This is a genomic window from Saccharothrix tamanrassetensis, from assembly GCF_014203665.1.
Lineage (GTDB): Bacteria > Actinomycetota > Actinomycetes > Mycobacteriales > Pseudonocardiaceae > Actinosynnema > Actinosynnema tamanrassetense.
This window is the reverse complement of the sequence record NZ_JACHJN010000008.1, coordinates 86,212-108,683: the sequence shown is the minus strand read 5'-3', so window position 1 is coordinate 108,683 and position 22,472 is coordinate 86,212. Positions and strand designations below refer to the sequence as shown.

The window sequence follows — 22,472 nt, the reverse complement described above, 5'->3', positions numbered from 1 at the left end:
CCCTAGGCCCCACCAGCACGAACACCGCTCAAGGGACCCGGAGCGCGTCTCCGCGCGCACCAGCGGAAACACCTCCACCGGCATCACCGGCACCCCGTCACAGGGGTCCCTGGCCGCGTGCCGAGCCCACCGGCCCACAGCCCGCACGCGCAGCGCGGTTGCGCCCTCGCACACCCATTGACCACTACTCACAGTGACTGGAGATGTCGTGTCCGACGACAACCTGATCCACCTCGAAGTCTCCCGCAGCTGGTGGACCGGCAAGTCCACCACGGCCTGCGGACTGACCATTCCCGACGCCGAAGGCGTCTGGACCTGGTTCACCGACCGCAAGTGGTGCCGCGTCTGCGAAGCCGCCGACAAGGCCCGCAGGTAGCAGGCCACGAAGGGGACGTGACATGTGCCGTACCGGCGGGCGCCGCTGTAAGGGCAGCAAGGCCAGCAGCCGCGCCACCCAGACCACCCGCAAAGCAGTCTCCCGCGCACGCAAAGCCTTACGTGAGGCCAAGGCCGGCGGCGATCCCGACGCCATCGCCGACGCCCGACAGCGGCTCGCCGACGCACGCGCGGAACACGCAGCGGCCAGGACGCGGGCAACCCACGAGGACACCACCATGCGCCACAACGACCAGGACACCGCAGGTCACAACGGGGACGTGACTGACGAACCACCACGTGAGCAGCTCCGCGCGGGTGGTATCGGCCACATCGCCGCCACCACCGTGACCCACATCGACAGCCCCACCGGCCCGGTCAACCTCGGTTCCGGCAACCAGTACACCGCCGACAACGTCACCTTCGGCCCCGGCAGCACCCTCTACTTCGGACCAAGCGGAGTCACCACCACACCGCCGACGCCCCGTGAAACCCCTGGCACACCGGGGGACCTGACAGGCGAGCCCTCCTCCGGCGGACCCACCACCAACGTCGTGAGCCACGGCGGACGCATCACCCACCACACCACCACATCCGACCAGGACCCCGGCGACACCGCAGGCCACACCGGGGACGGGACCGCACCGACCGGCAACCGGTCCGTCCCGCCGCGCGATGCCGCGATCACGGCCCTGTTCGACATGCTCGAACAGCACGGCGTACCCGGCCGGTTGCCGGTCGACAGGTCGGACCCGGCAGTGCGCTACGGACTCATCCCACCCGACCTCGTACCGGGCCGACACGGGGACGTGACCGGCAGCCCACGTCGCGCCCGCCGGGACACCACCCCACCCGCCGACCCTCCCGCACCTCCCGGCCAACACCAGCGCAGCGGCAGCCGGCGGGATGCCGACCACGGGCAACGACCCGAACACACCACCACCAGAACGCCTCACATCACCGTCGTCAACACCAACATGACCAGCGGCAACGCCACCGTAGGCAGCCAACACGACGTCATGGGCGACCTGGGCCAGGTGGACGGACAGCGCGTGGCCGACCGTGTCCAGCGCGCGATCAAGCGCGCCAAGCGCGCCACCGAACAAGCCCGCACCAGCACACCTGGCACCACCCACAACACCGCCTCCGGCGATGACGACGTCAATGTCCAAATCGGATTCCGGATCGGCGACACCCACCACCACGGCGACACCGACTGACCACAGAAGCGGCAGCCCACACCGGGGACGTGACCACCCCCGTCCCCGGTGTGGCCACCGGCCGACCCTCCTTCACTGTCCAGAGGGGACAAGGAATGGACTCGAACACGATCGACCGTGACATGGCCGTCAACCGCGCGTTGGACCTGGCCGCCAAGGGGTTCCACGTCTTCCCCCTGCGGGTCGGCACCAAGAACCGTCCGGCGTTGCACGGCGCGCGGGCTTGCCCCCGTACCGGGGTGTGCCGCGACGGACACCGGGGCTGGGAACAGCGCGCCACCACCGATCCCGACCGCATCCGCGCCTGCTGGTCGGTCGCGCCCTTCAACATCGGCATCGCCTGCGGACCGTCCGGGCTGCTCGTGGTCGACCTGGACATCCCCAAGTCACCCGACGACGTGCCCCCGGAACGCTGGAGCCGGAGGGGGGCGAGGACCGGGCGGGACGTGTTCGGCCTGGTCTGCGCCGACGCCGGACACCCCGTGCCGGACACCCTGAGCGTGTCCACCCCCAGCGGCGGTGAACACCTGTACTTCCGCGCACTCGCCGGCGCGCAGCTGCGCAACACCGGGGGAGAGCTGGGCAACGGGCTGGGCTGGAAGGTCGACACCCGAGCCTGGGGCGGCTATGTCGTCGGCCCCTGGTCGACCACCGAACACGGCACCTACGAGTCCAGCGGGGACGGTCCACCGGTCGACCTGCCCACCTGGCTACACCGGCGACTGGCCCCCAAGCCGCGTACGACCCGCACAGCGCCCATCGTCAGCGCCCCTGAGCGGCTGCCCGGCTACGTGGCCGCAGCGGTCCGGGGCGAACGGCAACGCGTCGCACAGGCCGCCCCAGGGGCACACAGCAGCACGCTGTTCATCGCCGCGTTCGCGCTGGGGCAACTCGTGGGCGCAGGACTGCTCCCCTCGGCTACAGCCGAATCGGAGTTGCACGCCGCCGCCATGGGCATCATCGGCACCCCCGGATGCCTCTGCACCGACCGGGAGATCATCCGCACCATCACCAACGGCCTACGTGAAGGAGCCGGGAAGCCGCGCCGCGTGCCGGCCGCCACCAGCGGGCGGCGTGCGGCATGAACGGCCTGCGCATCGGATCGTTGTTCAGCGGCTACGGCGGCCTGGACATGGCCGTGCAGGCGGTCCTGGGCGGGGAGTTGGTCTGGTACAGCGAGATCGACCCCGGCGCCTGCGCGGTGCTGCAACGCCACCACCAGGTACCGAACCTGGGCGACGTCACCGGCGTGGACTGGTCGGCCGTGCCGCCGGTCGACGTGCTCACCGGCGGGTTCCCGTGCACCGATCTGAGCACGGCCGGCGCGGGTGCCGGACTGCGGCACGGCACCCGCTCCGGGCTGTGGTTCCACATGGCCCACGCCATCTCCGTGCTGCGTCCGCCGCTGGTCGTGATCGAGAACGTGAGAGGACTGCTCAGCCGTGAAGCCGATAGCGACCTGGAACCCTGCCCGTGGTGTCTGGGAGATCGAACAGAGGTCCCTGTTCTGCGGGCACTCGGAGCCGTACTCGGCGCCCTGGCCGACCTCGGGTACGACACACGCTGGCACGGCCTACGCGCTGCCGACATCGGCGCACCACACCCCCGATACCGCATCTTCATCACTGCTACCCACACCGACCGCGTCGGACGCGAACGGTCCGGGCCACCACGGAACCGGGTCGCTGGACCTGCGCACCACGGTGCAACTCCTGCCCACACCACAGGCACGGGACGGGGACGGCCGGGGAGCCTCACACCCGCACCGGCGCAAGGAGCTGAACCCGAAACGGTCCGGGCAGTTGGACGAAGTGGCGGTCCACCTGCTCCCTACACCGACCGCACGGGACGGCAAAGGACCCAACCAGCGCAACGACACCACCTGCCTGCACGGAGCGCTGGTGTCCAGTGGGGCCACTACGCACCCGCCGTCCACCGCTGGGAAACCGTCCTCGGACGCCCCGCACCCGCACCCACCATCCCCGGACGCACCGGCCCTGTTCTGAACCCAATGTTCGTGGAATGGCTCATGGGCCTTCCCGAAGGCCACGTCACCGCCACACCCGGACTGTCCCGCAACCAGATGCTCCGCATCCTCGGCAACGGCGTCGTCCCCCGACAAGGCACCGCCGCCATCCGCCACCTGCTCCCGGACACCGACACCGCAACCGTGACCAGGTGGGCGGCATGACCGCCCCGGCACCCCACCTCACCGACCCGGCCACACCCCTGGTCGCCCTGGAAGGCGGACTTAAACGCCGCCGGGTCTTCCATGCCGACCGGCTGACCACCCGCAGTACCGGCCATCGACACGGCCATGCGCCGGACCACCCGTACGGCTCGGATCGCCGCTACCCCCGGAGGACATCATGACCGACCCGCGTGAGCTGCTCACCGTCGGATGCGGCGCGGGAACGCAGTCCGAAGCGATCTTCTACCTGATCCGGGACGGGGTCGTCGAACGCCCCGACCACGTCATCTTCGCCGACACGGGCGGCGAGCCCGCACAGGTCTACGCCAAGCTCGCCCACCTCCGCGCCGGCTACGAGTCCCTGGGCATCCCGTTCCACGTCGTGTCCCGCTTCCAACCGGTCACCGACATCCACACCGACGTACTCGACCCCCACGTCTACGCCACCATCCCCGCCTTCACGGTCATCGAACGCACCGTGCACGTCCCGCTGTCCTGGCGACGCTGCACCTGCGACTGGGCACGCATCTTCGGCATCGCCGGACAGAAAGGCACAGCCAACCTCGCCCGCTTCGCCCCCGGCACCACCCCCGACGAGATCACCCACCACCACCGGGTGCACATCACCGACACCGACTGCCCCCTGTGCACCACCGGCGACGAGGACACCGCGCCCGCCGACACGCGCACCGCCCTGCTGCACCTGTCCGAAGCAGGCCTGCACACCGTGCCCGCACCGCACCCCGAGTGCGGCAACGCCGGACGGATCGCCACACGCCACCACACCTACACCAAACAGGAACGCGGCCGGATCACCCGCCACTGCACCGGCAAATACAAAATCGAGCCCATCGAGCGGAAGATCCGCGTACTGCTCGGGGCCCGCGAATGGAACGAGCCGTGCCGCTGGTGCCAGGCCACCGGCATCCGCGTCCCACCCTGGCAACCCGACGCCGGCGAAGGACCGTGCTCGGTCTGCCACGGCACCGGCAGCCGCCACCGCGTCGGCAAAGCCCCCAAGGGCTCCCGCGTCCGGCACATCATCGGATTCTCCGCAGACGAGTACCTCATGCGCGTGTCCGAAGTCGGATTCCCCTCCCACACCACACCCGTCTACCCCCTGGCGGAACGGAACATCACCCGCGCCGACTGCGAACGTCTCATCCGCGCCAACGGACAGAACCCGGTGCGCAGTGCCTGCAACGGCTGCCCGAACCACGGCAACGCCGAATGGCGCGACATGAAGGCCAACCGCCCCGACGAATGGGAACAGGCCTGCCGATTCGACGGAGCCATCCGCGACGTCCCCGCCATGCACGCCAAGCGCTACCTCCACCACAGCTTCACCCCACTCCGCCACGCCAACCTGACCAAACCCTCCCGCCAGGAACGCAAAACCGCCCAACACGACCTGCTCCAACTACTCGAAACCGGCATCGGCGGCTGCTCCCCCCACGGCTGCCGAAGCCACGAACTCGACAACCACTACCCCACCCTCACCACCCTGCCCACCCCCACCTTCCGGAACGCGGCATGACCACCCCACCGACACACCTCATCGACCCCGCAACACCCCTGGTCGCCCTGGAAGGCGGACCCAAACACCGCCGCTGGTTCTTCTACACCGACTGGCTGACCGCACGCCGCGCAAGCCGCCTGCACCGCTACCCGCTCAACCACCCCTGCGGCTCGGAACGCTGCTACCTGCCCACCGACCGCCACACCGACAACCCCGACGAACTCATCACCCAACGACACGGCCAAGCCCGCGTCTGGACATGGGTAACGCCGGAGCAATGGCAGCGCTGGGGACGCGAATACCTCACCCCGGAAGAGCGCATCAGTGACGCCACCGAGAGGACCACTCGATGACCGCCTCGGCACTACACGTCGTCCCACCGACGCAGTCCATGCCCGCCGCCGCCATCCTTGACCGCATCGCAGAGATGTTCAGCCGGTTCGCGGTCCTGCCCAACAAGCATTGCGCCCCGATGCTGGCCTTGTGGGCGGCCCACACGTGGGTGGTCGAGCACTTCTATGTCACGCCGAAACTGTTGTTGTCCTCCGCCGAACCCGAATCCGGCAAGACCCGCGTACTGGAGCTGCTACGTCACTTCACCCGCCAGCCGGAAATCACGGTGGGCGGCAGTGCCGCAGCCCTTGTCCGCATGATCGCAGCCGAACCTCTTACGCTGCTCATGGACGAGGTGGACACCGTCTTCGCGGCCGGCGGAAGCGGAAACGAGGACGTGCGCCAAATGCTCAACAGCGGTTACAAGCGCGGAGCCACCATCCCCAAGACGAAAGGCGACGCAAGCGGCGGTTTCGTGGTCGAACGCCTTCCCGTCTTCGCCCCTGTCGCCCTGGCGGGCCTGGCAGGGAACTTCCCGCCCACCATCACCACCCGAGCCATCACCGTACACATGCGCAAACGGCGTCACAACCAGGATGTCGAGTCCTACCGGGAACGCAAATTCGAGCTGGAAGCCGCGCCGCTGCGCGATGCCCTGATTTCCTGGCTGGACAGCATCGGTGAGGACTTCGCCACCTGCGAACCCGACATGCCACCCGGCATACGCGACCGCGCAGCCGAAGCCTGGGAATGCCTGCTCGTCATCGCCGACCATGCCGGTGATCACTGGCCCGGCACCGCCCGGAACGCGTGCACCGACTTCGTCCGTCAGGGTCGCAACACTCCGTTGTCCGACGGAACCCGACTACTGACCGACCTGCGCGACCTCTACCGGGCCTGCGGCACTGACCGGATGCACACCAGCGACATCCTCAACCACCTCAACAACCTTGACGACTCCCCCTGGGGCGAATACCGCAACGGCCGACCGCTGAACGCCCGCCAACTGTCGAGCTTGCTGGCCGCGTACTACGTGGCACCGATCTGTGTGGAGATCAACGGCAAGAACACCCGGGGATACGTCACCTTCCCGACCGCCACGCAACGCGACCAGGTGGGCCTGATCGACGCGTGGGACAGGTACCTGCCCGCAGACACGTCCGGCGACGACAAGGGGGAGAGCCGATGAACACCGAGCCCGACACCGTCATACCGGTGAGGAAGTACCTCTACAAAGTGTCCGAAGCGATGGAAATGCTCTCGCTCAGTCGGAGTGTGTTCTACGAGCAGATGCGCGCCGGACGCATCAAGTACGTGAAGCAGGGCAGGGCCACCTTCATCCCGTCGTCGGCAATCACCGCGTACGTGGAACTCCTGGAACGAGAGGCAGGGATCGGGTATGGCGAAACGGCGTAGCCGAGGGGACGGTGGTCTCCACTGGGACGAGAAGCGGCAGCGGTGGATCGCAACCGCGACGATCGGTTTCAACGCCAAGGGCAAGCGGATCACCCGCAAGGCCAGCGGCAGGACGAAGACCGAGGCCAAGGACAAGCTCAAGGAGATTCTTCGGGACCTCAACGACGGGTTGCCCGTCGCACCTCACGACTACAAGGTCAAGCAGGCCGTCACCACGTGGTTGAAATACGGCTTGCGCGGGCGTGACGAGGAGACGGTTAAAAACTACACCTACCAGGCCAACGGCCACATCATCCCTTACCTCGGTCTGCGCAACCTCCGCGAGCTGAGCGCCGATGAGGTGGACGAGTGGCTTGAGGAACTGGCGCTCACGCTGTCCACACGCACGCTGCGGCTGGTGTTCTCGATCCTCAACCGGTCGGTGCGCATGGCGCAGGCCCGGGACAAGGTGAAGCGCAACGTCGTGCAGTTGTGCGAAGTGCCTACCGGGCAGTCCGGTCGCCCGTCGAAGTCCCTCACACTCGAACAGGTGGCCGCAGTGCTGGACGCCTCCGAAGGCACCTCGATGCACGCCTACATCGTGCTATCGCTGCTGATCGGTGCCCGCACCGAGGAACTACGGGCGCTCACGTGGAAACACGTGGACTTGATCGGCAAGCCAAACGCGGAACCGGTCGTGTTGCCGTCTATCTCGGTGTGGCGGTCGGTGCGCGAAGGAGGAGACACGAAGACCCGGAAGTCACGGCGGACCCTCGCCATGCCGACACGGTGTGTCGAGGCCCTGAAAGCCCACAAGGAGCGTGAGGACGCGCGGCGGAAGCTCGCGGGCGCGCGGTGGCAGGAACACGGCCTGGTGTTTGTTTCAGAGGTCGGAACCGAGCTGGACTCCCACAACGTCCGGCGCGCGTTCAGGCGCGTACTGAAGGCCACGGATCTCAACCCCAAACAGTGGACACCACGGGAGATGCGACATAGCTTCGTGTCCGTGCTTTCGGCATCCGGGGTCAAGCTTGAGGACATCGCGCGCCTGGTTGGCCACAGCAGCACCACCGTGACCGAGACCGTCTACCGCCATCAGATCGTGCCGGTGATGGTGGAGGGAGCCACCGCAATGGATCACATCTTCCCAAAGGCTGGCTGACTCGCATCGGAGGCTGAGGTGCTGCCCTCGTGCTCACACCAGGCCAGCATCTCCGCCTTCAGTGCTTACTACCCACAAGCGTATTGAGCGTCCCCGCTACGCCGAGCGCTGTGAGCATGCCTGCGGCCATCCCAGAGAGTACGCCCACAGTAACGCCCACCCCGACGCCAGCAGCCTGCGCGGCGCCGATTCCGGCGGGTATCCCTGCCGCCAAGCACGCAAAGAAGCCGATCACCATAGCCAACGCCAGGATGGTCAGGCTTCGAACCGAGAACAGCGTCACCTGTCCTCCGCCGGAGCCAGCGTCCGGTTGGACTGATTTCGTGACGGCGCGTAAAGACTCCACAGTCATAACATCCCTTCCTCCACGACGCGTCCCCCTCACCTTCACCATCTCCACGTACCCCTTGAAGACGGAGCAGAGATGGAGGACGTGCGACATTCTCGAAGGAGTTTGCCGTACACCAGCGTTGTCGAGGATGTACCTAGTGAACGCCACAGATCCGCGACGGTCACGTCTCCTCACGCTTACTGGTGCCGTTTATGCACGTCGACAACGAGGGCTAGCAGGAGCACCTTGGGGCGCCACGTCGAGGTGCAGAGCCGACGAACGTCGCTCCCTCCCCGCCGGGTCCGCCCCGTGCTCAGCTCGCTGACACCAGCGTGGGGTGACACACCTCAACGGCAACAGTCACTCAGTTAGTCACTCAGGTCCCCAAACGGTCCCCACGAAGATCACAACCAAGATCCAAACCCGGCAATGCGAAAGAGCCGCTGACCAGGCATTACGCCTGAGCCAGCGGCTCTTTGCGACCGTCGGGACGACAGGATTTGAACCTGCGACCCCTTGACCCCCAGTCAAGTGCGCTACCAAACTGCGCCACGTCCCGGCCGCATCCCGTTGTGGGGTGCGCGGATAGCTTAGCGCACTCGCAACGGACCCCCGACACGGCCCCCTGAGGGCGTCGAACAGCGGGCTGAGCTGGGGGTTTGGCGGAGGTCCGCGCTGGGCGGACCTCCGCGTTCCCCTCGGTCGACTTGCCGCTCCCCCGAGCTTCGACGCCCTGCCACTATGCGTTGGCGGGGTTTCGTGCACTACCGCCTAAAGTCGAGTCATCTGCGTCAACTTTCGACGGACCGGAGGGTAGGTCGGCTTCGACCTCCCAGCTGCCGTCTTCGCGCGGCGTGGTCTTGAGGGTGCCGCCGACCAGGCGCACTCGTTCCGAGAGCCCGTGCAGGCCTGTGCCGCCCGGATCGGTTGACGTCGGCGGTTCCTGGGCCGGGCCGTTGACCACGGACACCCGCACTCGTCCGTCCACTTTCGACAGTCGTACCTGGACGGCTGCACCGGGCGCGTGTTTGGTCACGTTGGTCAGGGCCTCTTGGACCACCCGGAACGCTGCTCGGCTGATCGACGGGGGCAGGTCGCTCGTCCTGTCGTCCAAGCGGATCGTCAGGCCGGCTGCTTTGGCGCGTTCGACCAGGTGCGGGATGTCTTCGTGGCTTTGGGTCGGTTCGGTGTTGAGCAGGCCTAGGGCCGCTCGCATCTCGGACAGCGCGTCCTTCGCGAGTCCTCGCAGGCGTCGGGCCGTCGCCTTGACTTCCGGGTTGTCCGTGGTGGCGGCCAGCGCTGCCGACTCGACCGCGATGAGGGTGGCATGGTGCCCTACTGCATCGTGGATCTCGCGGGCGATTCTGGCTCGTTCGGACGCCCGCGCGTTGGACTCACGGGCTTCGAGTTCCGCTTCACGGGCCCGCGCCGCCTCGGACAGGCTCTCGGTGAGCTCCTGCCTGGTGGCGATTAAGGCACCCAGCGCCGTCGGAGCACCCGACATGAACAGGCAGAACGAGTACGTCAGCAGGATGCCGCCCACGGTCAGGTCCTGGGTCAGCACCACCAGCGTCGCCGGGAGCGTCGTGGTGAGGAGTACGCCGCCGATCATCACCCTGACGGATGACGTGCGGCCCAGCCGGTAGAGGGCTACCACGGTGGGCGGCCAGCCGAGACCTCCCAGCAGCGCCGGCAGGCAGGCCAGCACCGCGAGCCACGGCAACCACCGGCGCACCGGCAGCAGCGCGCAGGCGGCCAGCGCGGTCGGGATCGACCACGTGTACGGCACGCCGTCGGCCAGCAGCACCATCGCGGCCGGGACCGTGACGGCCAGGAACTCCAGCAGGATCACCACGTGCCGCCCACCTGGTGCGCCACCAGGGCCGCCTGCACGCGGTTCTCCACTCCGAGTTTCGTCAGCACGGTGGACACGTAACTCTTCACCGTCGCCTCGCTCAAGCCCAGGCCCGCCGCGATGGTGCTGTTCGACTGCCCGCTCGCGATCCGCGCGAGCACCTGCTTCTCCCGCGCGCTCAACGTGTTGAGCTGCGGGTTCTCCCGGAAACGACCCGCTTCGCGCAGTCGGGGCAGCAGCCGCGCGGTGATCCGCGGGTCCAGTACCGCGCCGCCCGCGGCCAGGTCCACGACCGCCCGGACCAGGGTCTCGGGTTCCGCGTCCTTGAGCAGGAAGCCCTGCGCGCCCAGCTCCAGGGCGGTCGCCACGTAGTCGTCCAGGTCGAACGTGGTCAGCACCGCCACGGCCGGCGGATCGGTCCACGCCAGCAGCGCGCGCAGCGCGGACAGGCCGTCCATCCCCGGCATCTGGACGTCGACCAGCGCCACGTCCGGCCGGTACCGGCGCACGGCTTCCAGCAGGGCCGCGCCGTCGGCCGCTTCGGCGACGACCCGCACGCGGCCGTCCGCTTCCAGCAGCACGCGCAGGCCCCGCCGCAGCAGGGCCTCGTCGTCCGCGAGGACCAATCGCACCGGCACGACGTCAGGCAACCGCATTCCGCCTGCCGGGGCAACCGATCACTTCTTGGCGCGCTTTTCCCTGACCCGCACCGAGATCCGCACCGGGCTGCCCGCGAAGCCGAACTCCTCGCGCAGCTTGCGCTCGATGAACCGCCGGTACCCGGCCTCCAGGAAACCGGTCGTGAACAGCACGAACGTCGGCGGGCGGGTGGACGCCTGGGTGGCGAACAGGACCTTGGGCTGCTTGCCGCCGCGCACCGGCGGCGGGGTGGCCTGGATCAGGTCGTTCAGCCACGCGTTCAGCCGTCCGGTGGGTACCCGGGTGTCCCACGACTCCAGCGCGGTCCGCAGCGCCGGGGCGAGCTTGCGCACCGCGCGACCGGTCAGCGCCGAGATGTTGACCCGCTCCGCCCACGGCACGCGCACCAGGCCGCGTTCCAGCTCACGCACCATGGCGTGGCGCCGGTCCTCGTCCACCAGGTCCCACTTGTTGAACGCCAGCACGCACGCCCGGCCCGAGTCGACGACCATCGACAGCACCCGCAGGTCCTGCTCGCTGATCGGCTCGGACGCGTCCAGCAGCACGATCGCCACCTCGGCGGACTCGATCGCGGCCTTGGTGCGCAGCGACGCGTAGTACTCGGCGCCGCTGGCGAAGTTCACCCGCTTGCGCAGCCCGGCGGTGTCCACGAACCGCCACAGGTCGTCGTCCAGCTCGACCAGCGAGTCGACCGGGTCCACGGTGGTGCCCGCCACCGCGTCGACCACCGAGCGCTCCTCGCCGGTCAGCCGGTTGAGCAGCGACGACTTGCCGACGTTCGGCCGGCCGACCAGTGCCACTCGCCGCGGGCCACCCGCGTTGGAGCCGAACGTGTCGCGGGGCGACTCGGGCAGCGCTTCGAGGATCTTGTCCAGCATGTCGCCGGACCCGCGGCCGTGCAGACCGCTGACCGGGATCGGCTCGCCCAGCCCCAGCGACCACAGCATGGCGACCTCGGCCATCAGCCGCTCGTCGTCCACCTTGTTCGCCACCACCAGCACGGGCCGCTTGGAGCGCCGCAGCACCTTCACGGCGGCCTCGTCGGTGGTGGTCGCGCCGACCGTCGCGTCGACCACGAAGACGATCGCGTCGGCGGTCGCCATGGCCAGCTCGGCCTGCGCCGCGACGGACGCCATCATGCCGGTGGCGTCGGGTTCCCAGCCCCCGGTGTCCACCACGGTGAACTTCCGGCCGTTCCACAGCGCGTCGTAGGCGACCCGGTCGCGGGTCACGCCCGGCACGTCCTGCACGACCGCCTCGCGGCGGCCGATGATGCGGTTGACCAGCGTCGACTTGCCCACGTTCGGCCGGCCGACGACGGCCAGCACCGGCTGCGGGACGGCACCGCCGTCCTCACCGCCGTCCGACTCGTCGTCGAACGCGCTCCAGTCGGACTCGTCCGCCCAGGTGCCGTCCAAGTCCGTCATCCTGCTTCTCCACTCACGCTTCGCTTGCTGTCGAGCTCGGCCACCAGCGTGGCCAAGCGGTCGCGGACCTGCTCGGTCGCCTTCTCCAGCCCCTGCCGACCCTTGTCGGCGGGCGGCTCGAACGGCTCACCCACCAGCACGTCCACCACGGGCCGGAACCGGCGCCCGGAACCGGGGGGCCGCAGGGTGCCCCGGCACGCGACCGGCACCACGACGGCCCCGGTCGTGCGGGCCAGCCACGCCGCGCCCTGCTGGGCCTGCGCCACGTCGCCCGCGCCACGCGTGCCCTCCGGGAACACGCCGACCACGCCGCCGCCGCGCAGCACCTGCTGGGCCGCGAGCAGTGGCGCCCGGTCGGGCACGCCGCGCCGGACGGGCAGCTGGCCGATCCGCCGCAGGCCCCAGCCCGCGAGGCCGCGGAACATCTCCTGCTTGATCAAGAAGACCACAGGGCGGGGCAGGACCCCGAACAGGATGGGCCCGTCCACCATCGAGCTGTGGTTCGCGACCAGCACGACCGGCCCGTCCGCGGGCAGGTTCGAACGCCCGGAAGCCCGCACCCGGAACGCCCAGGAGAACGGTCCGCGCGCGAACCACCGGCCGAAGTCCAGCAGCCGGGGCAGGGTGCCCGGGGGCAGCTGTCCGCTCACCCACCCACCGCCACGACGCGCAGCCCGCGCTGCTCCACCAGGTCCACCAGCGCCGCCAGTACGCCCGCGAGGTCCAGCGACGTGGTGTCCAGCTCCACGGCGTCCTCGGCGGGCCGCAGCGGCGACACCGCGCGCGACGAGTCGTAGGCGTCCCGCCGCTGCACGTCCGCCAACGTGGCGTCCACTGTGGACGTACGGCCGGATGCGTTGTCCTGCCTGGTGCGCCGCTGCGCGCGGGCCTGCGCGTCGGCGGTCAGGTACACCTTCAGCTCGGCGTCCGGCACGACGACCGTGCCGATGTCGCGGCCTTCCACGACGATCCCGCCCGCGTCTTCCAGCGCGGCGGCGATGATCGCCCGCTGCTGCGCCACCAGCAGCTCGCGCACCTGCGGCACGGCCGACACCGGCGACACCGCGAGCGTCACCTCGGGGCCCCGGATGTCCGTGCCGACGTCCGTGCCGTCCAGCGTGGTGGTCGAGCGCTGCGGGTCGGAGCCCTGCACCAGCCGGAGCGTGCGGGCGACCTCGGTGACGCGCTCGGCGTCCGCCGGGTCGACGCCCGCGCGCAGCACGGCCAGCGTCACCGCCCGGTACATCGCGCCGGTGTCCAGGTAGCGCGCGCCGAGCGAGGCCGCCAGCCTGCGTGCGGCGGAGGACTTGCCGGTGCCGGACGGCCCGTCGAGGGCCACCACGCCGCGCAGCTCACCGAGTCCCACCGGGGTTTCCTCCTCAACGCGACCGGACCGTCAACCTCTTATTGTGCCTGGTGTGGCCCATCACACCGGAACCGGGCGCTGGACCCGGCCGGCTGCCCGACGGCCGGCGGGCCAACCGGCTCGGGCCGGCCGGCCTTCTTCCGGCGTCGGTCTCCTTCCGGGCCGATCTGATCAGTCCAGGTCGGCCAGCAGCAGACCGCTGCGCGGCTTGGGCGTGAAGTACGTGCTCTTGCGCGGCATCCGGCCACCCGCCGCGTGCACGGCCAGCACGTCGGCCACCGGGACCGGCGCGATCTGCAGCAGGGCGTCCGCGTCCAGGGGCACACCGTTGGTGACCGGGCGCACGTGCGGGCTCTCCGGGTCCAGCCCCAGCGCCTTCTCCAGCAGGTTCGACTCGACGAACGCGTGGTCGATGCCGGACGACGGCAGCTCCACCCGCAGCGCCCGCGCGCCCGACACAGCCACCACCACACCGGGCGACGGGCGCACGGACACGTCGACCTCGTCCACCCGCAGACCGATGCCGCGCCACGCGGACGCCAACTCGTCCAGTGCCAGGCCGGTGCCGACCAGGGCGCGGTGGATCGGACCCACCCGCAGGTCCGGACCGGCCGCGACCAGCGCCAGCAACCCGGTGAGCCCGGCCGCCGCGGCCGCCGCCACCCGGTGGTTGCCGTCCGCGACCATCAGCGGGTGCGCGCCGGCGGCGGCCAGCAGGGCGTCCTGCCGGCGGCCGGGGCCGACCAGCCACAGCCAGTGCCGCCGCCCGCTCGGGTCCACCATGGACACGGCCGGCTCCTCGTCCACCTCCGCCACCAGCCGGGTCAGCTCGGACGGCGCGGCGACACCAGGCCCGGCAGCACGGACCGGCCACCCGAGGCCGTCGCCGGCGGGCACCGGGACGAGCAGCGCGGCACTGGTCACGCAGCCCAGGCCGGCCAGCACGCGGGCGCGTTCGGCCACCACGTCCGGGTAGACCTCCTCGGTGTGGCCGACCGCCGCCGGGTCGGCCAGGCACAGCAGCCCGTACGCCGTGCCGTCCGGCCCGTCCACCCGGTAGGGCGCGACGACGTCGGAGACCTGCCGGTAGGCGGTCCGGCACAGGTAGGTCAGCTCGGCCCGGGCGTCCGGTAACGCGTCGAGCAGGCTCAACCCGGCTGCCAGCGCCTTCGGCGTGCGGTGCGGGTGCTGCACCGCCAGCAAGGTGCCGTTGCGCGCCCCGGCCAGCGCCCGCACGACCCGCTCGGGCTCGGCGAACTCGTCCACGTCCGGACCCGGCACCCGGTCCCGGACCACCCACCCGCTGCGCACGGCGCGAACCCGAACAGTCATGTTGATTATCATGCAGGTATGAACGTCGAGGTCACGCCCTTGCCGGGAATCGGTACCCGTCAGGACTTCATGATCCGCGCGGGCCGCCGGATCGGGGTCATCACCCACCGCGACGGCAAGTTCGAGCTGATCGTGTCCAGTAAGGACGACCCGGACGACTGCTCGGCGTCCATAGCGCTGACCCCGGCCGAGGCGGGCACGCTGGCCGGTCTGCTCGGTTCGCCGCAGCTGGTGGCGCACCTGGAGGAGCAGCACCGGGACGTGGCGGGCATCTCGACCCGGCAGTTCCCGGTCGCGCCCGGCTCCCGGTTCGACGGCCGCACGCTCGGCGAGACGGAGCTGCGCTCCCGCACCGGCTCGTCCATCGTGGCCGTGGTGCGCGCGGGCTCCGTGCACCCGTCGCCGCGCCCGGACTTCACCTTCGCCGGCGGTGACCTGGTGGTCGTGGTCGGCACCGCGGACGGCCTGGCCAAGACATCAGACATCCTGGACGGCTGAGCCCTTGCACGACACCGCGATCGCACTCGTCCAACTCGGCGCAGTCTTCTTCGGCCTCGGTCTGCTGGGCAAGATGGCCTGGCGGATCGGCATCTCGCCGATCCCGCTCTACCTGATCGGGGGCCTGGCCTTCGGGCAGGGCGGTCTGATCCCGCTGCACGGCATCGAGGACTTCGCGCACATCTCCAGCGAGATAGGCGTGATCCTGCTGCTGCTCCTGCTGGGCCTGGAGTACTCGGCCGCGGAGCTGATGACCGGCCTCAAGCGGTCCTGGATGGCCGGTGTGGTGGACATCGTGCTCAACGCCACGCCCGGCGCGGTGGCGGCGCTGGTCCTGGGCTGGGGCCCGGTGGGCGCGCTGGCGATGGCGGGCGTCACCTACATCTCGTCGTCCGGGATCATCGCGAAGGTGCTCGGCGACCTGGGCCGGCTGGGCAACCGGGAGACGCCGGTGGTGCTGTCCGTGCTGGTCTTCGAGGACCTGGCGATGGCCGTGTACCTGCCGATCCTGACCGCCGTGCTGGCGGGCGTGAGCTTCCTGGGCGGGTTGAGCGCGGTCGGCATCTCGCTGGCCGCCATCACCGTGGTCCTGGTCGTCGCGTTGAAGTTCGGCCGGTACGTGTCGGCCGTGGTGGACAGCCCCGACCCCGAGGTGTTCCTGCTCAAGGTGCTCGGCGCGGCGCTGCTGGTGGCCGGCGTGGCCTCGCAGTTGCAGGTGTCGGCGGCGGTGGGCGCGTTCCTGCTCGGCATCGCGATCTCCGGGTCGACCGCGGAGAACGCGACCCGGATGCTGGAGCCGTTGCGCGACCTCTTCGCGGCGATGTTCTTCGTCGTTTTCGGGCTCAACACAGATCCGGCGTCGATTCCACCTGTGCTGGCATTGGCGATCGCGCTCGCCGTGGTCACCACGCTGACCAAAGTCGCCACCGGTTGGTGGGCCGCGAAACGGCAGGGCATCGGGAAACTCGGCCGGGCACGGGCGGGTGCGGCACTGGTCGCGCGCGGCGAGTTCTCCATCGTCATCGCGAGCCTCACGGTGGCCTCCGGTGCGGTCGACGGGCAGCTCGCGGCCCTGGCCACGGCCTACGTGCTGCTGATGGCGGTGCTCGGACCGGTGGCCGCGCGGGTGGTCGAACCGCTGGCGAAATTCGTCCGAAAGCGTGGTGCGCAGCCCGCGACGGCCTGACCTGTATCTCGGCGAGGACTCGATTGCTCTGAAAAGGCGAATGGGCCACGTTTGGCCGCTTGAACACCGGCGGTCACCGGGGTTACACCTGATTGCCGTCCAACCCCGAAGGGGGTCCTCATGCCAGACGCAACCGAGACCACCACCGGCCGATACCTCGTGCTCCTGGAGGACAACTCCGTCTCCGCGAACGCCCGGGAACTGAACCGCGTCGCCGGGATCCACGCGGCGGGCACCGTCGAGTCGGTCTCCACCGAACAGCTGGGGACCTCCGACGGCGTCATCTTCCAGGACCTCGGCATCGCGGTCGTCAACGCGGCCCCGGACCAGGTCAGCGCGCTGGCGCGGGCCGTGGACGAGCCCGGCCCGATCTCCGTGGTCGAGGCGGAGCGGGTCGTGCACGCGATCGCCGCGCCCGCCCGGGGGGAAACCGGGTCCGCCCTCGTGGACGAGAGCGTGTTCACCTGGGGCCTGCAAGCCGTGGGCGCCACGCTCTGCTCCGCGACCGGCGCGGGCATCCGGCTCGCCGTGCTGGACACCGGCTTCACCGTCGACCACCCGGACTACGCCGGCCGCACCGTGTTCACCAACTCGTTCGTCGAGGGCGAGACCGTGGACGACGGGCACGGCCACGGCACGCACTGCATCGGCTCCGCGGCCGGTCCCCGCAAGCCCGCCTCCGGCGGTCCCGGCTACGGCGTCGCCCACGAGGCGGAGATCTACGCGGGCAAGGTGCTGTCCGACTCCGGCACGGGCTCGGACGGCGGCATCCTCAACGGCATCGCGTGGGCGATCGCCAACGGCTGCGCGGTCGTGTCCATGTCGCTGGGCGCGGCGGTCCGGCCGGGAACGCCGTACTCGCAGATCTTCGAACAGGCCGCGCAGCGCGCGTTGGCCAGGAACACGCTGATCATCGCGGCGGCGGGCAACGAGAGCAGCCGCCCGGGCAGGACGGCACCGGTCGGGCACCCGGCCAACTGCCCGTCGGTGCTCTCCGTGGGCGCGGTGGACGACCGGCGGTCCGTCGCGCCGTTCTCCTGCGGGACCATGGACACCGTCGGCCAGGTCGACGTGGTCGGCCCCGGCGTGGACGTGTACTCCAGCTGGAACGGCAAGACCGCGGACACCCTGCACAAGCGCATCCAGGGCACCAGCATGGCCACACCGCACGTCGCGGGCGTCGCCGCGCTGATCGCCCAGCAGTACAACGCGCGCGGCTGGGAGCTGTGGGCGCGGCTGATGCAGGCCGGGCGCCGCCTGGGCTTGCCTTCCACCGATGTCGGTGCAGGATTGGTGCAAGCTCCCTAGCCCATCCCGGAGGCGCCCGTGGACCCCGTGGACAAGGTCGTGGTCTCGGTCGCCGATGAAAGCCTCGCGGACCTGCCGGCCGTGGTGGCGGCCCTGCGGGAGGCCGGGCTGGTGGTGGACGACGTGCTGGAGGCGCTGGGCATGGTCACCGGATCGGTCGCCCGGGAGGCGATCCGGTCGCTGAGGGCCGTGCCCGGCGTGTCCGACGTGGAGAAGCAACGCGCGGTGCGGTTTCCGCCGGCTGCGCCGACGCCCTGACCAGGCGGTTCAGCGCTGGAAAGTCGGGCTGGGAGGCCCGATGCGGTAGGGGGGCGCTGGAGGGAAACGCTTGCGATCGGTGCTGCAGGGCGGCGCGGGGAGATCGGCGCCGGAGGTTCGGCGCTGCAGGTCCGGCGCCGGAGGTTTGGTGGGGCGACCCGGGGTAACCGGTTTGTGAGAAGAGTCGCTCCCGAGGAGGTCGAACGATGAACGCCCTGCTCGCCGTGCAGACGGCGCAGGCCCAAGGCATCGGTGAAGCCACCGGTGACGCCCTGCGGTCCGTGGTGACATTCCTGCCCAAACTCGTCGGCTTCCTCCTCGTGCTGCTCATCGGGTGGATCGTGGCCCGACTGCTGCGCACGGCCGTGCACAAGGTGCTGGAGCGGGTGCACTTCGACCGCGCGGTGCAGCGCGGAGGCATCGGCGAGGCCATGGCGCGTTCCAAGTTCGACGCCTCGGGGCTGGTCGCGCAGATCGTGTACTACGGCATCCTGCTGATCGCCCTCCAGATCGCGTTCGGGCTGTTCGGGTCGAACCCGGTGAGCAACCTGCTGACCGAGATCGTGGCCTGGCTGCCGCGGGCGATCGTCGCCATCGTGATCATCGTGGTGGCCGCGGCCATCGCGAGTGCCGTGCGCGACCTGACCTCCCGGGCGCTGAGCGGTGTCTCCTACGGCCGCACGATCGCCAACGTGGCGTCCTGGTTCATCATCGGTCTCGGCATCATCGCCGCGCTGAACCAGATCGGTGTCGCGACCGCCGTCACCCTGCCGATCCTGATCACCATCCTGGCCACCGTGGGCGGTATCGCCGTGGTCGGTGTCGGCGGTGGTCTGGTCAAGCCGATGCAGCAGCGCTGGGAAGGCTGGCTGACGCGCGCGGAGAACGAGGTGCCGCAGGCGAAGGCCCAGGCCGAGGCGTACAAGCGGGGTCGTGAGGACGTGCGACGGATCCAGGACGCGCCCACCCAGCAGGTGCCCCCGGTGCACGCGGAGACCCCCGCGCACGCCGCCACCATGCCCACGCCGCCGGTCGGGAACCCGGTTCAGCCCCAGCCGCACCCCGGTCAGCGCCCGCCGCAGCAGTAAGGATCAGCGGGACAGCGGCGACGGCACTCCAAGTGCCGTCGCCGCTGTGTTGACGGCCGCTGTGCTCGACGGCCGCTGCGTCGTGGGCGGGTGAGGTGACCGGAGGAACTTCACGATTCCAGGGCGGGTTCCTCGGCGGTGCGGGCCAACGAGCAGACCGCCGCCAGTCTCAGCGTCGTCCAGTCCGCGTGCGCCCACTCGATGATCGACGGTGGGCTCCAGCCGTGCGTCACCGCCTCGTCCCACACGCCCTTGGCGTAGCCCGCCAAGAGGATCACCGCCGCCGCGGCCGGCGCGCCGTACGCGAGGATGTCCCGCACCGCTGCCGCGTGCTGGTCCACCGCCGCGAGGACGCCGACCGGCGCGAGTACCGCCGTTGCCATGCTGATTTCGCCACCGAGCCGGTCCAGGAACCGGCGGGCGGACAAGTCCCGCCATCCGCTCACAAGCCCGACACCCTACGCTGTGCGGGGCAATCGACCCACCATCGAACAAGTGTTCTATGATCGCGCCGGGTCGAGCCGGATCAGCGGAGAGGAAACGAGAACGTGCAGGCGGACACGCTCGTGGAGCAGGAAGACCAGGTGGACGCCGTGGCGCCCGCCGCACCCGTGCAGCAGGAGGAGCCCGACGACAAGCCTGCCGCACCGCAGCAGCAGGAGGAGGCGCCCGTGGCCAAGCCCGAAGCCAAGCCTGAAGCCAAGCCCGCGGCGAAGCCCCGTGCCCCCAAGAGCACGGCCAAGAAGACCCGCACGGTCGAGCTGACGCTGACCGTGACCGGCACCGCCGACGGCGAGTGGCAGGCCGACCTGGTGCACGGCACCAAGCGGGTCGTGCAGGGCCTGAGCATCTCCGCCGCCGCCGTGTCGAAGGCGGCCAAGGAGCTGCACGAGGACATCGCCGGCGGCATCGACGAGGTCATCGAGGCCGCCCGCGCCCAGCACCGCACCCGCATGGAGGAGCTGGAGGCCGAGCTGGCGAAGGTCAAGGCCGCGCTCGCCGAACTCAGCGAATGACGTGGCGGGGCCGCCCGCACCGACGAGGCGGCCCCTCTTCCCGTCCGGCCGGACGGGCCGCGGTCAGCGCGACGGGTCGAGCACCAGCTTCCCGGTGGTCCGGCGCGACCGCAGGTCCTCGTGCGCCCGGCGGACCTCGGACAGCCCGTACTCGCCGCCCGGCACGGCCCGCAGCTCACCGGCCTCCACCAGCCCGAACAGCTCGTTCATCGCCCGGTGCACGACCCGGCCGGGCAGTGTGAACGCGTGCGGCAGCCACATCCCCGCGACGGCCGTGGAGTGCACCAGCAGCGCGCCGGGGTCGACCGGCGTCGGCCGTTCCCGGCTGGCCATCCCGTAGAACGCGAGCCGGCCGAACGGCGCGAGCGCCGCGATGCTCTGGTCGGTCACCGCGCCGCCGGTCATGTCGAGCACGATGTCGACCCGCCGCCCGCCGTTGGCTTCGCGCAGGGCGGCGGTCATGTCCCCGGCGGTCGAGTCGACCGCGACGTCCGCGCCCAGCTCCAGCGCCAGCTCGCGCTTCTCGTCGCTGCTGGCGGTGGCGATGACCCGGCCCGCGCCCCACTTCTTGGCCAGCTGCACGGCGATCGTCCCGACCCCGCCCGCCGCCGCGTGCACCACGACGCTCTCGCCCGGTTCCATGTGCGCGCTCTTGCGCAGCAGCAGCCACGCCGTAGCGCCCTGGACGACCATGCTCAGGGCGGTCAGGTCGTCCACCCCGTCCGGAACGTCGAACGCCGTGGCTTCCGGCACCACGGCCTTCTGCGCGTACCCGCCGTGGTTCGTCAGGGCGACCACGCGGCGGCCGTCCGGCGTGCGCCCGGCAACCTCGCCGCCGGGCACCATCGGCAGTTCCATCTTCGCCAGGTAGGAGTTCTCCGCCTGGTGCGTGTCGGCGTAGTTCAGCCCGGCGCGGCTGACGTCCACGAGCAGTTCGCCCGGACCGGCCACCGGGTCGGGCAGTTCGACCTCGGTCAGCACCTCGGGTCCGCCGAATTCGGTGATCTGGATGGCACGCAACGGTTTCAGCCTTCCTGGGACGGGTCGTGCGGGGTCACGCGCGCACCGCTGCCGGTGCGCGGACCGGGCGGGTTGGGGAACTTGAACGGCTCGCTGGGCCGGCCCGCCTGCACGTACCAGCATTCACCGGTTCCGCCGGTCCGCAACACGGCGAGGTAGGCGTCCACGACCTCATCCACGGTCAGGACGGGCATCCCGGAGGACTCCAGGAACGACTTGAACCCGGAGATGATCGCGGTGTCGGCGAAGGACGGGCAGACCGCGTTGACCGTGACGCCATCGGCGGCCAGGACCGGTCCCAGCGCGCGGACCAGCGCCACGACGGCGGCCTTGTTCGCGCCGTAGAGCGGGTCGAGCGGCATCGCCATCAGCCCCGCCATGCTGGCCGTGGCGATGATGTGCCCGCCGCGCTTCTTCAACTCCGGCAGCGCTGCGTGCACGCCGTAGACGACACCGTCCAGGTTGATGCCCATGACGCTGCGGTAGCGCTCGGGGTCGAAGTCGTCGCCGAGCCCGAAGCCCGTGGCGATGCCGGCGTTGAGCACGACGATGTCCAGCCCGCCGAACGCCCGGACGGCTTCGGCCACCGCCGCTTCGCTCTGCCGCGGATCGCGCACGTCACAGGAGACGAACGCCCCGCCGATGTCGTCGGCCACGGCTTGGCCGCGCACGGCGTCCACATCCGCGACGAGGACCCGCGCACCCAGCCCGGCGAGCCGCCTGGCGACTCCTTCGCCGATCCCGTTCGCGCCTCCGGTGATCAGCGCGACCCTGCCTTCGAACTCCACCCGCACGCCTCCCGGTTGCGCCCTGAGCCTGACCGCTAGCCCACATTCCGACCAGTCGGTATGGTCATGATGGTCGTCTTGGCGGGCGATGGCGTCAAGCCGGGCCGGCCGATACTTTCCAAGCGCTCGCTCAGGTTCGTGACC

The 22,472-nt window shown here is 70.3% G+C and carries 25 protein-coding genes, 1 tRNA gene and 1 pseudogene; 16 read left to right on the top strand and 11 right to left on the bottom strand.

Features of this window, described 5'->3' with window-relative positions; genetic code table 11:
• The first annotated feature begins 208 nt into the window (after nucleotides 1-208).
• The 10 genes and pseudogenes from FHS29_RS24725 (at nucleotide 209) to FHS29_RS24685 (ending at nucleotide 8,195) form a co-directional block, all read left to right on the top strand.
• Nucleotides 209-376 (top strand): hypothetical protein, encoded by a 168-nt coding sequence (locus FHS29_RS24725; RefSeq protein ID WP_184694369.1) that lies wholly within the window; start codon nucleotides 209-211, stop codon nucleotides 374-376.
• 22 nt (nucleotides 377-398) lie between these two features.
• Nucleotides 399-1,595: a hypothetical protein gene (locus tag FHS29_RS24720; protein ID WP_184694367.1), complete on the top strand. Its 1,197-nt coding sequence runs from the start codon at nucleotides 399-401 to the stop codon at nucleotides 1,593-1,595.
• Nucleotides 1,596-1,690: 95 nt separating this feature from the next.
• Nucleotides 1,691-2,680, top strand: a complete 990-nt coding sequence (locus tag FHS29_RS24715; protein WP_246440788.1) for a bifunctional DNA primase/polymerase — start codon at nucleotides 1,691-1,693, stop codon at nucleotides 2,678-2,680.
• A pseudogene (locus tag FHS29_RS38530) lies at nucleotides 2,677-3,180 on the top strand (DNA cytosine methyltransferase); the annotation flags it as partial. The gene FHS29_RS24715 and the pseudogene FHS29_RS38530, both read left to right, overlap by 4 nt.
• A gap of 444 nt (nucleotides 3,181-3,624) precedes the next feature.
• Nucleotides 3,625-3,786: a hypothetical protein gene (locus FHS29_RS37050; protein WP_246440786.1), complete on the top strand. Its 162-nt coding sequence runs from the start codon at nucleotides 3,625-3,627 to the stop codon at nucleotides 3,784-3,786.
• Between the two features lie 178 nt (nucleotides 3,787-3,964).
• On the top strand, nucleotides 3,965-5,323 hold the full coding sequence (locus FHS29_RS24705) for a hypothetical protein (protein ID WP_184694364.1): 1,359 nt from the start codon (nucleotides 3,965-3,967) through the stop codon (nucleotides 5,321-5,323).
• The gene (locus FHS29_RS24700) at nucleotides 5,320-5,658 is read left to right on the top strand and encodes a hypothetical protein (protein ID WP_184694362.1); all 339 of its coding nucleotides are present in this window, start codon (nucleotides 5,320-5,322) and stop codon (nucleotides 5,656-5,658) included. Before FHS29_RS24705 ends, FHS29_RS24700 begins: the two co-directional genes overlap by 4 nt.
• Nucleotides 5,655-6,827, top strand: coding sequence for a DUF3631 domain-containing protein (locus FHS29_RS24695; protein ID WP_184694360.1), 1,173 nt, complete (start codon nucleotides 5,655-5,657; stop codon nucleotides 6,825-6,827). Before FHS29_RS24700 ends, FHS29_RS24695 begins: the two co-directional genes overlap by 4 nt.
• A complete protein-coding gene (locus FHS29_RS24690) occupies nucleotides 6,824-7,054 on the top strand; it encodes a helix-turn-helix domain-containing protein (RefSeq protein WP_184694358.1) in 231 nt (76 codons plus the stop codon). The genes FHS29_RS24695 and FHS29_RS24690 overlap by 4 nt, the downstream gene beginning before the upstream one ends.
• Complete coding sequence (locus tag FHS29_RS24685) at nucleotides 7,038-8,195, top strand: site-specific integrase (protein WP_184694357.1); 1,158 nt, start codon at nucleotides 7,038-7,040, stop codon at nucleotides 8,193-8,195. The genes FHS29_RS24690 and FHS29_RS24685 overlap by 17 nt, the downstream gene beginning before the upstream one ends.
• Nucleotides 8,196-8,253: 58 nt before the next feature.
• Here FHS29_RS24685 and FHS29_RS24680 read toward each other — a convergent pair whose 3' ends face one another.
• The 8 genes from FHS29_RS24680 to FHS29_RS24645 form a co-directional block, all read right to left on the bottom strand.
• Nucleotides 8,254-8,478 carry a hypothetical protein gene (locus FHS29_RS24680; protein WP_184694355.1) on the bottom strand — a complete coding sequence of 75 codons (225 nt, stop codon included), beginning with the start codon at nucleotides 8,476-8,478 and terminating at the stop codon, nucleotides 8,254-8,256.
• Between the two features lie 533 nt (nucleotides 8,479-9,011).
• Nucleotides 9,012-9,085, bottom strand: a tRNA-Pro gene (locus FHS29_RS24675).
• A gap of 180 nt (nucleotides 9,086-9,265) precedes the next feature.
• Nucleotides 9,266-10,381 (bottom strand): sensor histidine kinase, encoded by a 1,116-nt coding sequence (locus FHS29_RS24670; protein WP_312865086.1) that lies wholly within the window; start codon nucleotides 10,379-10,381, stop codon nucleotides 9,266-9,268.
• Complete coding sequence (locus FHS29_RS24665) at nucleotides 10,375-11,037, bottom strand: response regulator (RefSeq protein ID WP_184694353.1); 663 nt, start codon at nucleotides 11,035-11,037, stop codon at nucleotides 10,375-10,377. Before FHS29_RS24665 ends, FHS29_RS24670 begins: the two co-directional genes overlap by 7 nt.
• A 21-nt stretch (nucleotides 11,038-11,058) precedes the next feature.
• A complete protein-coding gene (gene der / locus FHS29_RS24660) occupies nucleotides 11,059-12,468 on the bottom strand; it encodes a ribosome biogenesis GTPase Der (RefSeq protein WP_184694351.1) in 1,410 nt (469 codons plus the stop codon).
• A complete protein-coding gene (locus tag FHS29_RS24655; protein WP_184694349.1) occupies nucleotides 12,465-13,118 on the bottom strand; it encodes a lysophospholipid acyltransferase family protein in 654 nt (217 codons plus the stop codon). Before FHS29_RS24655 ends, der begins: the two co-directional genes overlap by 4 nt.
• Nucleotides 13,115-13,834 carry a (d)CMP kinase gene (gene cmk, locus FHS29_RS24650; protein WP_184694347.1) on the bottom strand — a complete coding sequence of 240 codons (720 nt, stop codon included), beginning with the start codon at nucleotides 13,832-13,834 and terminating at the stop codon, nucleotides 13,115-13,117. Before cmk ends, FHS29_RS24655 begins: the two co-directional genes overlap by 4 nt.
• 171 nt (nucleotides 13,835-14,005) lie before the next feature.
• Nucleotides 14,006-15,166: a DUF1015 family protein gene (locus FHS29_RS24645; protein ID WP_184694345.1), complete on the bottom strand. Its 1,161-nt coding sequence runs from the start codon at nucleotides 15,164-15,166 to the stop codon at nucleotides 14,006-14,008.
• An 18-nt stretch (nucleotides 15,167-15,184) separates the two neighbouring features.
• On the opposite strand from FHS29_RS24645, the gene FHS29_RS24640 reads away from it, so the two are divergent.
• The 5 genes from FHS29_RS24640 (at nucleotide 15,185) to FHS29_RS24620 (ending at nucleotide 19,504) form a co-directional block, all read left to right on the top strand.
• Nucleotides 15,185-15,664 (top strand): cation:proton antiporter regulatory subunit, encoded by a 480-nt coding sequence (locus FHS29_RS24640; protein WP_184694343.1) that lies wholly within the window; start codon nucleotides 15,185-15,187, stop codon nucleotides 15,662-15,664.
• A 4-nt stretch (nucleotides 15,665-15,668) separates the two neighbouring features.
• Nucleotides 15,669-16,850, top strand: a complete 1,182-nt coding sequence (locus FHS29_RS24635; protein ID WP_184694341.1) for a cation:proton antiporter — start codon at nucleotides 15,669-15,671, stop codon at nucleotides 16,848-16,850.
• 120 nt (nucleotides 16,851-16,970) lie between these two features.
• Complete coding sequence (locus FHS29_RS24630; protein ID WP_184694339.1) at nucleotides 16,971-18,158, top strand: S8 family serine peptidase; 1,188 nt, start codon at nucleotides 16,971-16,973, stop codon at nucleotides 18,156-18,158.
• 18 nt (nucleotides 18,159-18,176) lie between these two features.
• Nucleotides 18,177-18,416 (top strand): hypothetical protein, encoded by a 240-nt coding sequence (locus FHS29_RS24625; protein WP_312865085.1) that lies wholly within the window; start codon nucleotides 18,177-18,179, stop codon nucleotides 18,414-18,416.
• 206 nt (nucleotides 18,417-18,622) lie between these two features.
• Complete coding sequence (locus tag FHS29_RS24620) at nucleotides 18,623-19,504, top strand: mechanosensitive ion channel family protein (protein ID WP_184694337.1); 882 nt, start codon at nucleotides 18,623-18,625, stop codon at nucleotides 19,502-19,504.
• A 110-nt stretch (nucleotides 19,505-19,614) separates the two neighbouring features.
• Here FHS29_RS24620 and FHS29_RS24615 read toward each other — a convergent pair whose 3' ends face one another.
• The gene (locus FHS29_RS24615) at nucleotides 19,615-19,950 is read right to left on the bottom strand and encodes a DUF6401 family natural product biosynthesis protein (RefSeq protein ID WP_184694335.1); all 336 of its coding nucleotides are present in this window, start codon (nucleotides 19,948-19,950) and stop codon (nucleotides 19,615-19,617) included.
• A gap of 102 nt (nucleotides 19,951-20,052) precedes the next feature.
• On the opposite strand from FHS29_RS24615, the gene FHS29_RS37045 reads away from it, so the two are divergent.
• Complete coding sequence (locus tag FHS29_RS37045; protein WP_184694334.1) at nucleotides 20,053-20,520, top strand: DUF6319 family protein; 468 nt, start codon at nucleotides 20,053-20,055, stop codon at nucleotides 20,518-20,520.
• 63 nt (nucleotides 20,521-20,583) lie between these two features.
• On the opposite strand, the gene FHS29_RS24605 is transcribed toward FHS29_RS37045, so the two are convergent.
• Both FHS29_RS24605 and FHS29_RS24600 read right to left on the bottom strand, forming a co-directional pair.
• Entirely contained in the window at nucleotides 20,584-21,540 is a 957-nt protein-coding gene (locus tag FHS29_RS24605) for a quinone oxidoreductase family protein (protein ID WP_184694332.1), read from the bottom strand.
• A 5-nt stretch (nucleotides 21,541-21,545) separates the two neighbouring features.
• Nucleotides 21,546-22,328, bottom strand: a complete 783-nt coding sequence (locus tag FHS29_RS24600; RefSeq protein ID WP_312865084.1) for an SDR family NAD(P)-dependent oxidoreductase — start codon at nucleotides 22,326-22,328, stop codon at nucleotides 21,546-21,548.
• Between the last annotated feature and the right edge of the window lie 144 nt (nucleotides 22,329-22,472).

What these genes read in the sequence shown, in the direction of transcription:
- FHS29_RS24720 (WP_184694367.1), top strand. Translation starts at nt 399, where the DNA reads ATGTGCCGTACCGGCGGGCGCCGCTGTAAGGGCAGCAAGGCCAGCAGC.
- FHS29_RS24715 (WP_246440788.1), top strand. Translation starts at nt 1,691, where the DNA reads ATGGACTCGAACACGATCGACCGTGACATGGCCGTCAACCGCGCGTTG.
- FHS29_RS37050 (WP_246440786.1), top strand. Translation starts at nt 3,625, where the DNA reads ATGGGCCTTCCCGAAGGCCACGTCACCGCCACACCCGGACTGTCCCGC.
- FHS29_RS24705 (WP_184694364.1), top strand. Translation starts at nt 3,965, where the DNA reads ATGACCGACCCGCGTGAGCTGCTCACCGTCGGATGCGGCGCGGGAACG.
- FHS29_RS24700 (WP_184694362.1), top strand. Translation starts at nt 5,320, where the DNA reads ATGACCACCCCACCGACACACCTCATCGACCCCGCAACACCCCTGGTC.
- FHS29_RS24695 (WP_184694360.1), top strand. Translation starts at nt 5,655, where the DNA reads ATGACCGCCTCGGCACTACACGTCGTCCCACCGACGCAGTCCATGCCC.
- FHS29_RS24690 (WP_184694358.1), top strand. Translation starts at nt 6,824, where the DNA reads ATGAACACCGAGCCCGACACCGTCATACCGGTGAGGAAGTACCTCTAC.
- FHS29_RS24685 (WP_184694357.1), top strand. Translation starts at nt 7,038, where the DNA reads ATGGCGAAACGGCGTAGCCGAGGGGACGGTGGTCTCCACTGGGACGAG.
- FHS29_RS24665 (WP_184694353.1), bottom strand. Translation starts at nt 11,037, where the DNA reads ATGCGGTTGCCTGACGTCGTGCCGGTGCGATTGGTCCTCGCGGACGAC.
- der (WP_184694351.1), bottom strand. Translation starts at nt 12,468, where the DNA reads ATGACGGACTTGGACGGCACCTGGGCGGACGAGTCCGACTGGAGCGCG.
- FHS29_RS24645 (WP_184694345.1), bottom strand. Translation starts at nt 15,166, where the DNA reads ATGACTGTTCGGGTTCGCGCCGTGCGCAGCGGGTGGGTGGTCCGGGAC.
- FHS29_RS24640 (WP_184694343.1), top strand. Translation starts at nt 15,185, where the DNA reads ATGAACGTCGAGGTCACGCCCTTGCCGGGAATCGGTACCCGTCAGGAC.
- FHS29_RS24630 (WP_184694339.1), top strand. Translation starts at nt 16,971, where the DNA reads ATGCCAGACGCAACCGAGACCACCACCGGCCGATACCTCGTGCTCCTG.
- FHS29_RS24620 (WP_184694337.1), top strand. Translation starts at nt 18,623, where the DNA reads ATGAACGCCCTGCTCGCCGTGCAGACGGCGCAGGCCCAAGGCATCGGT.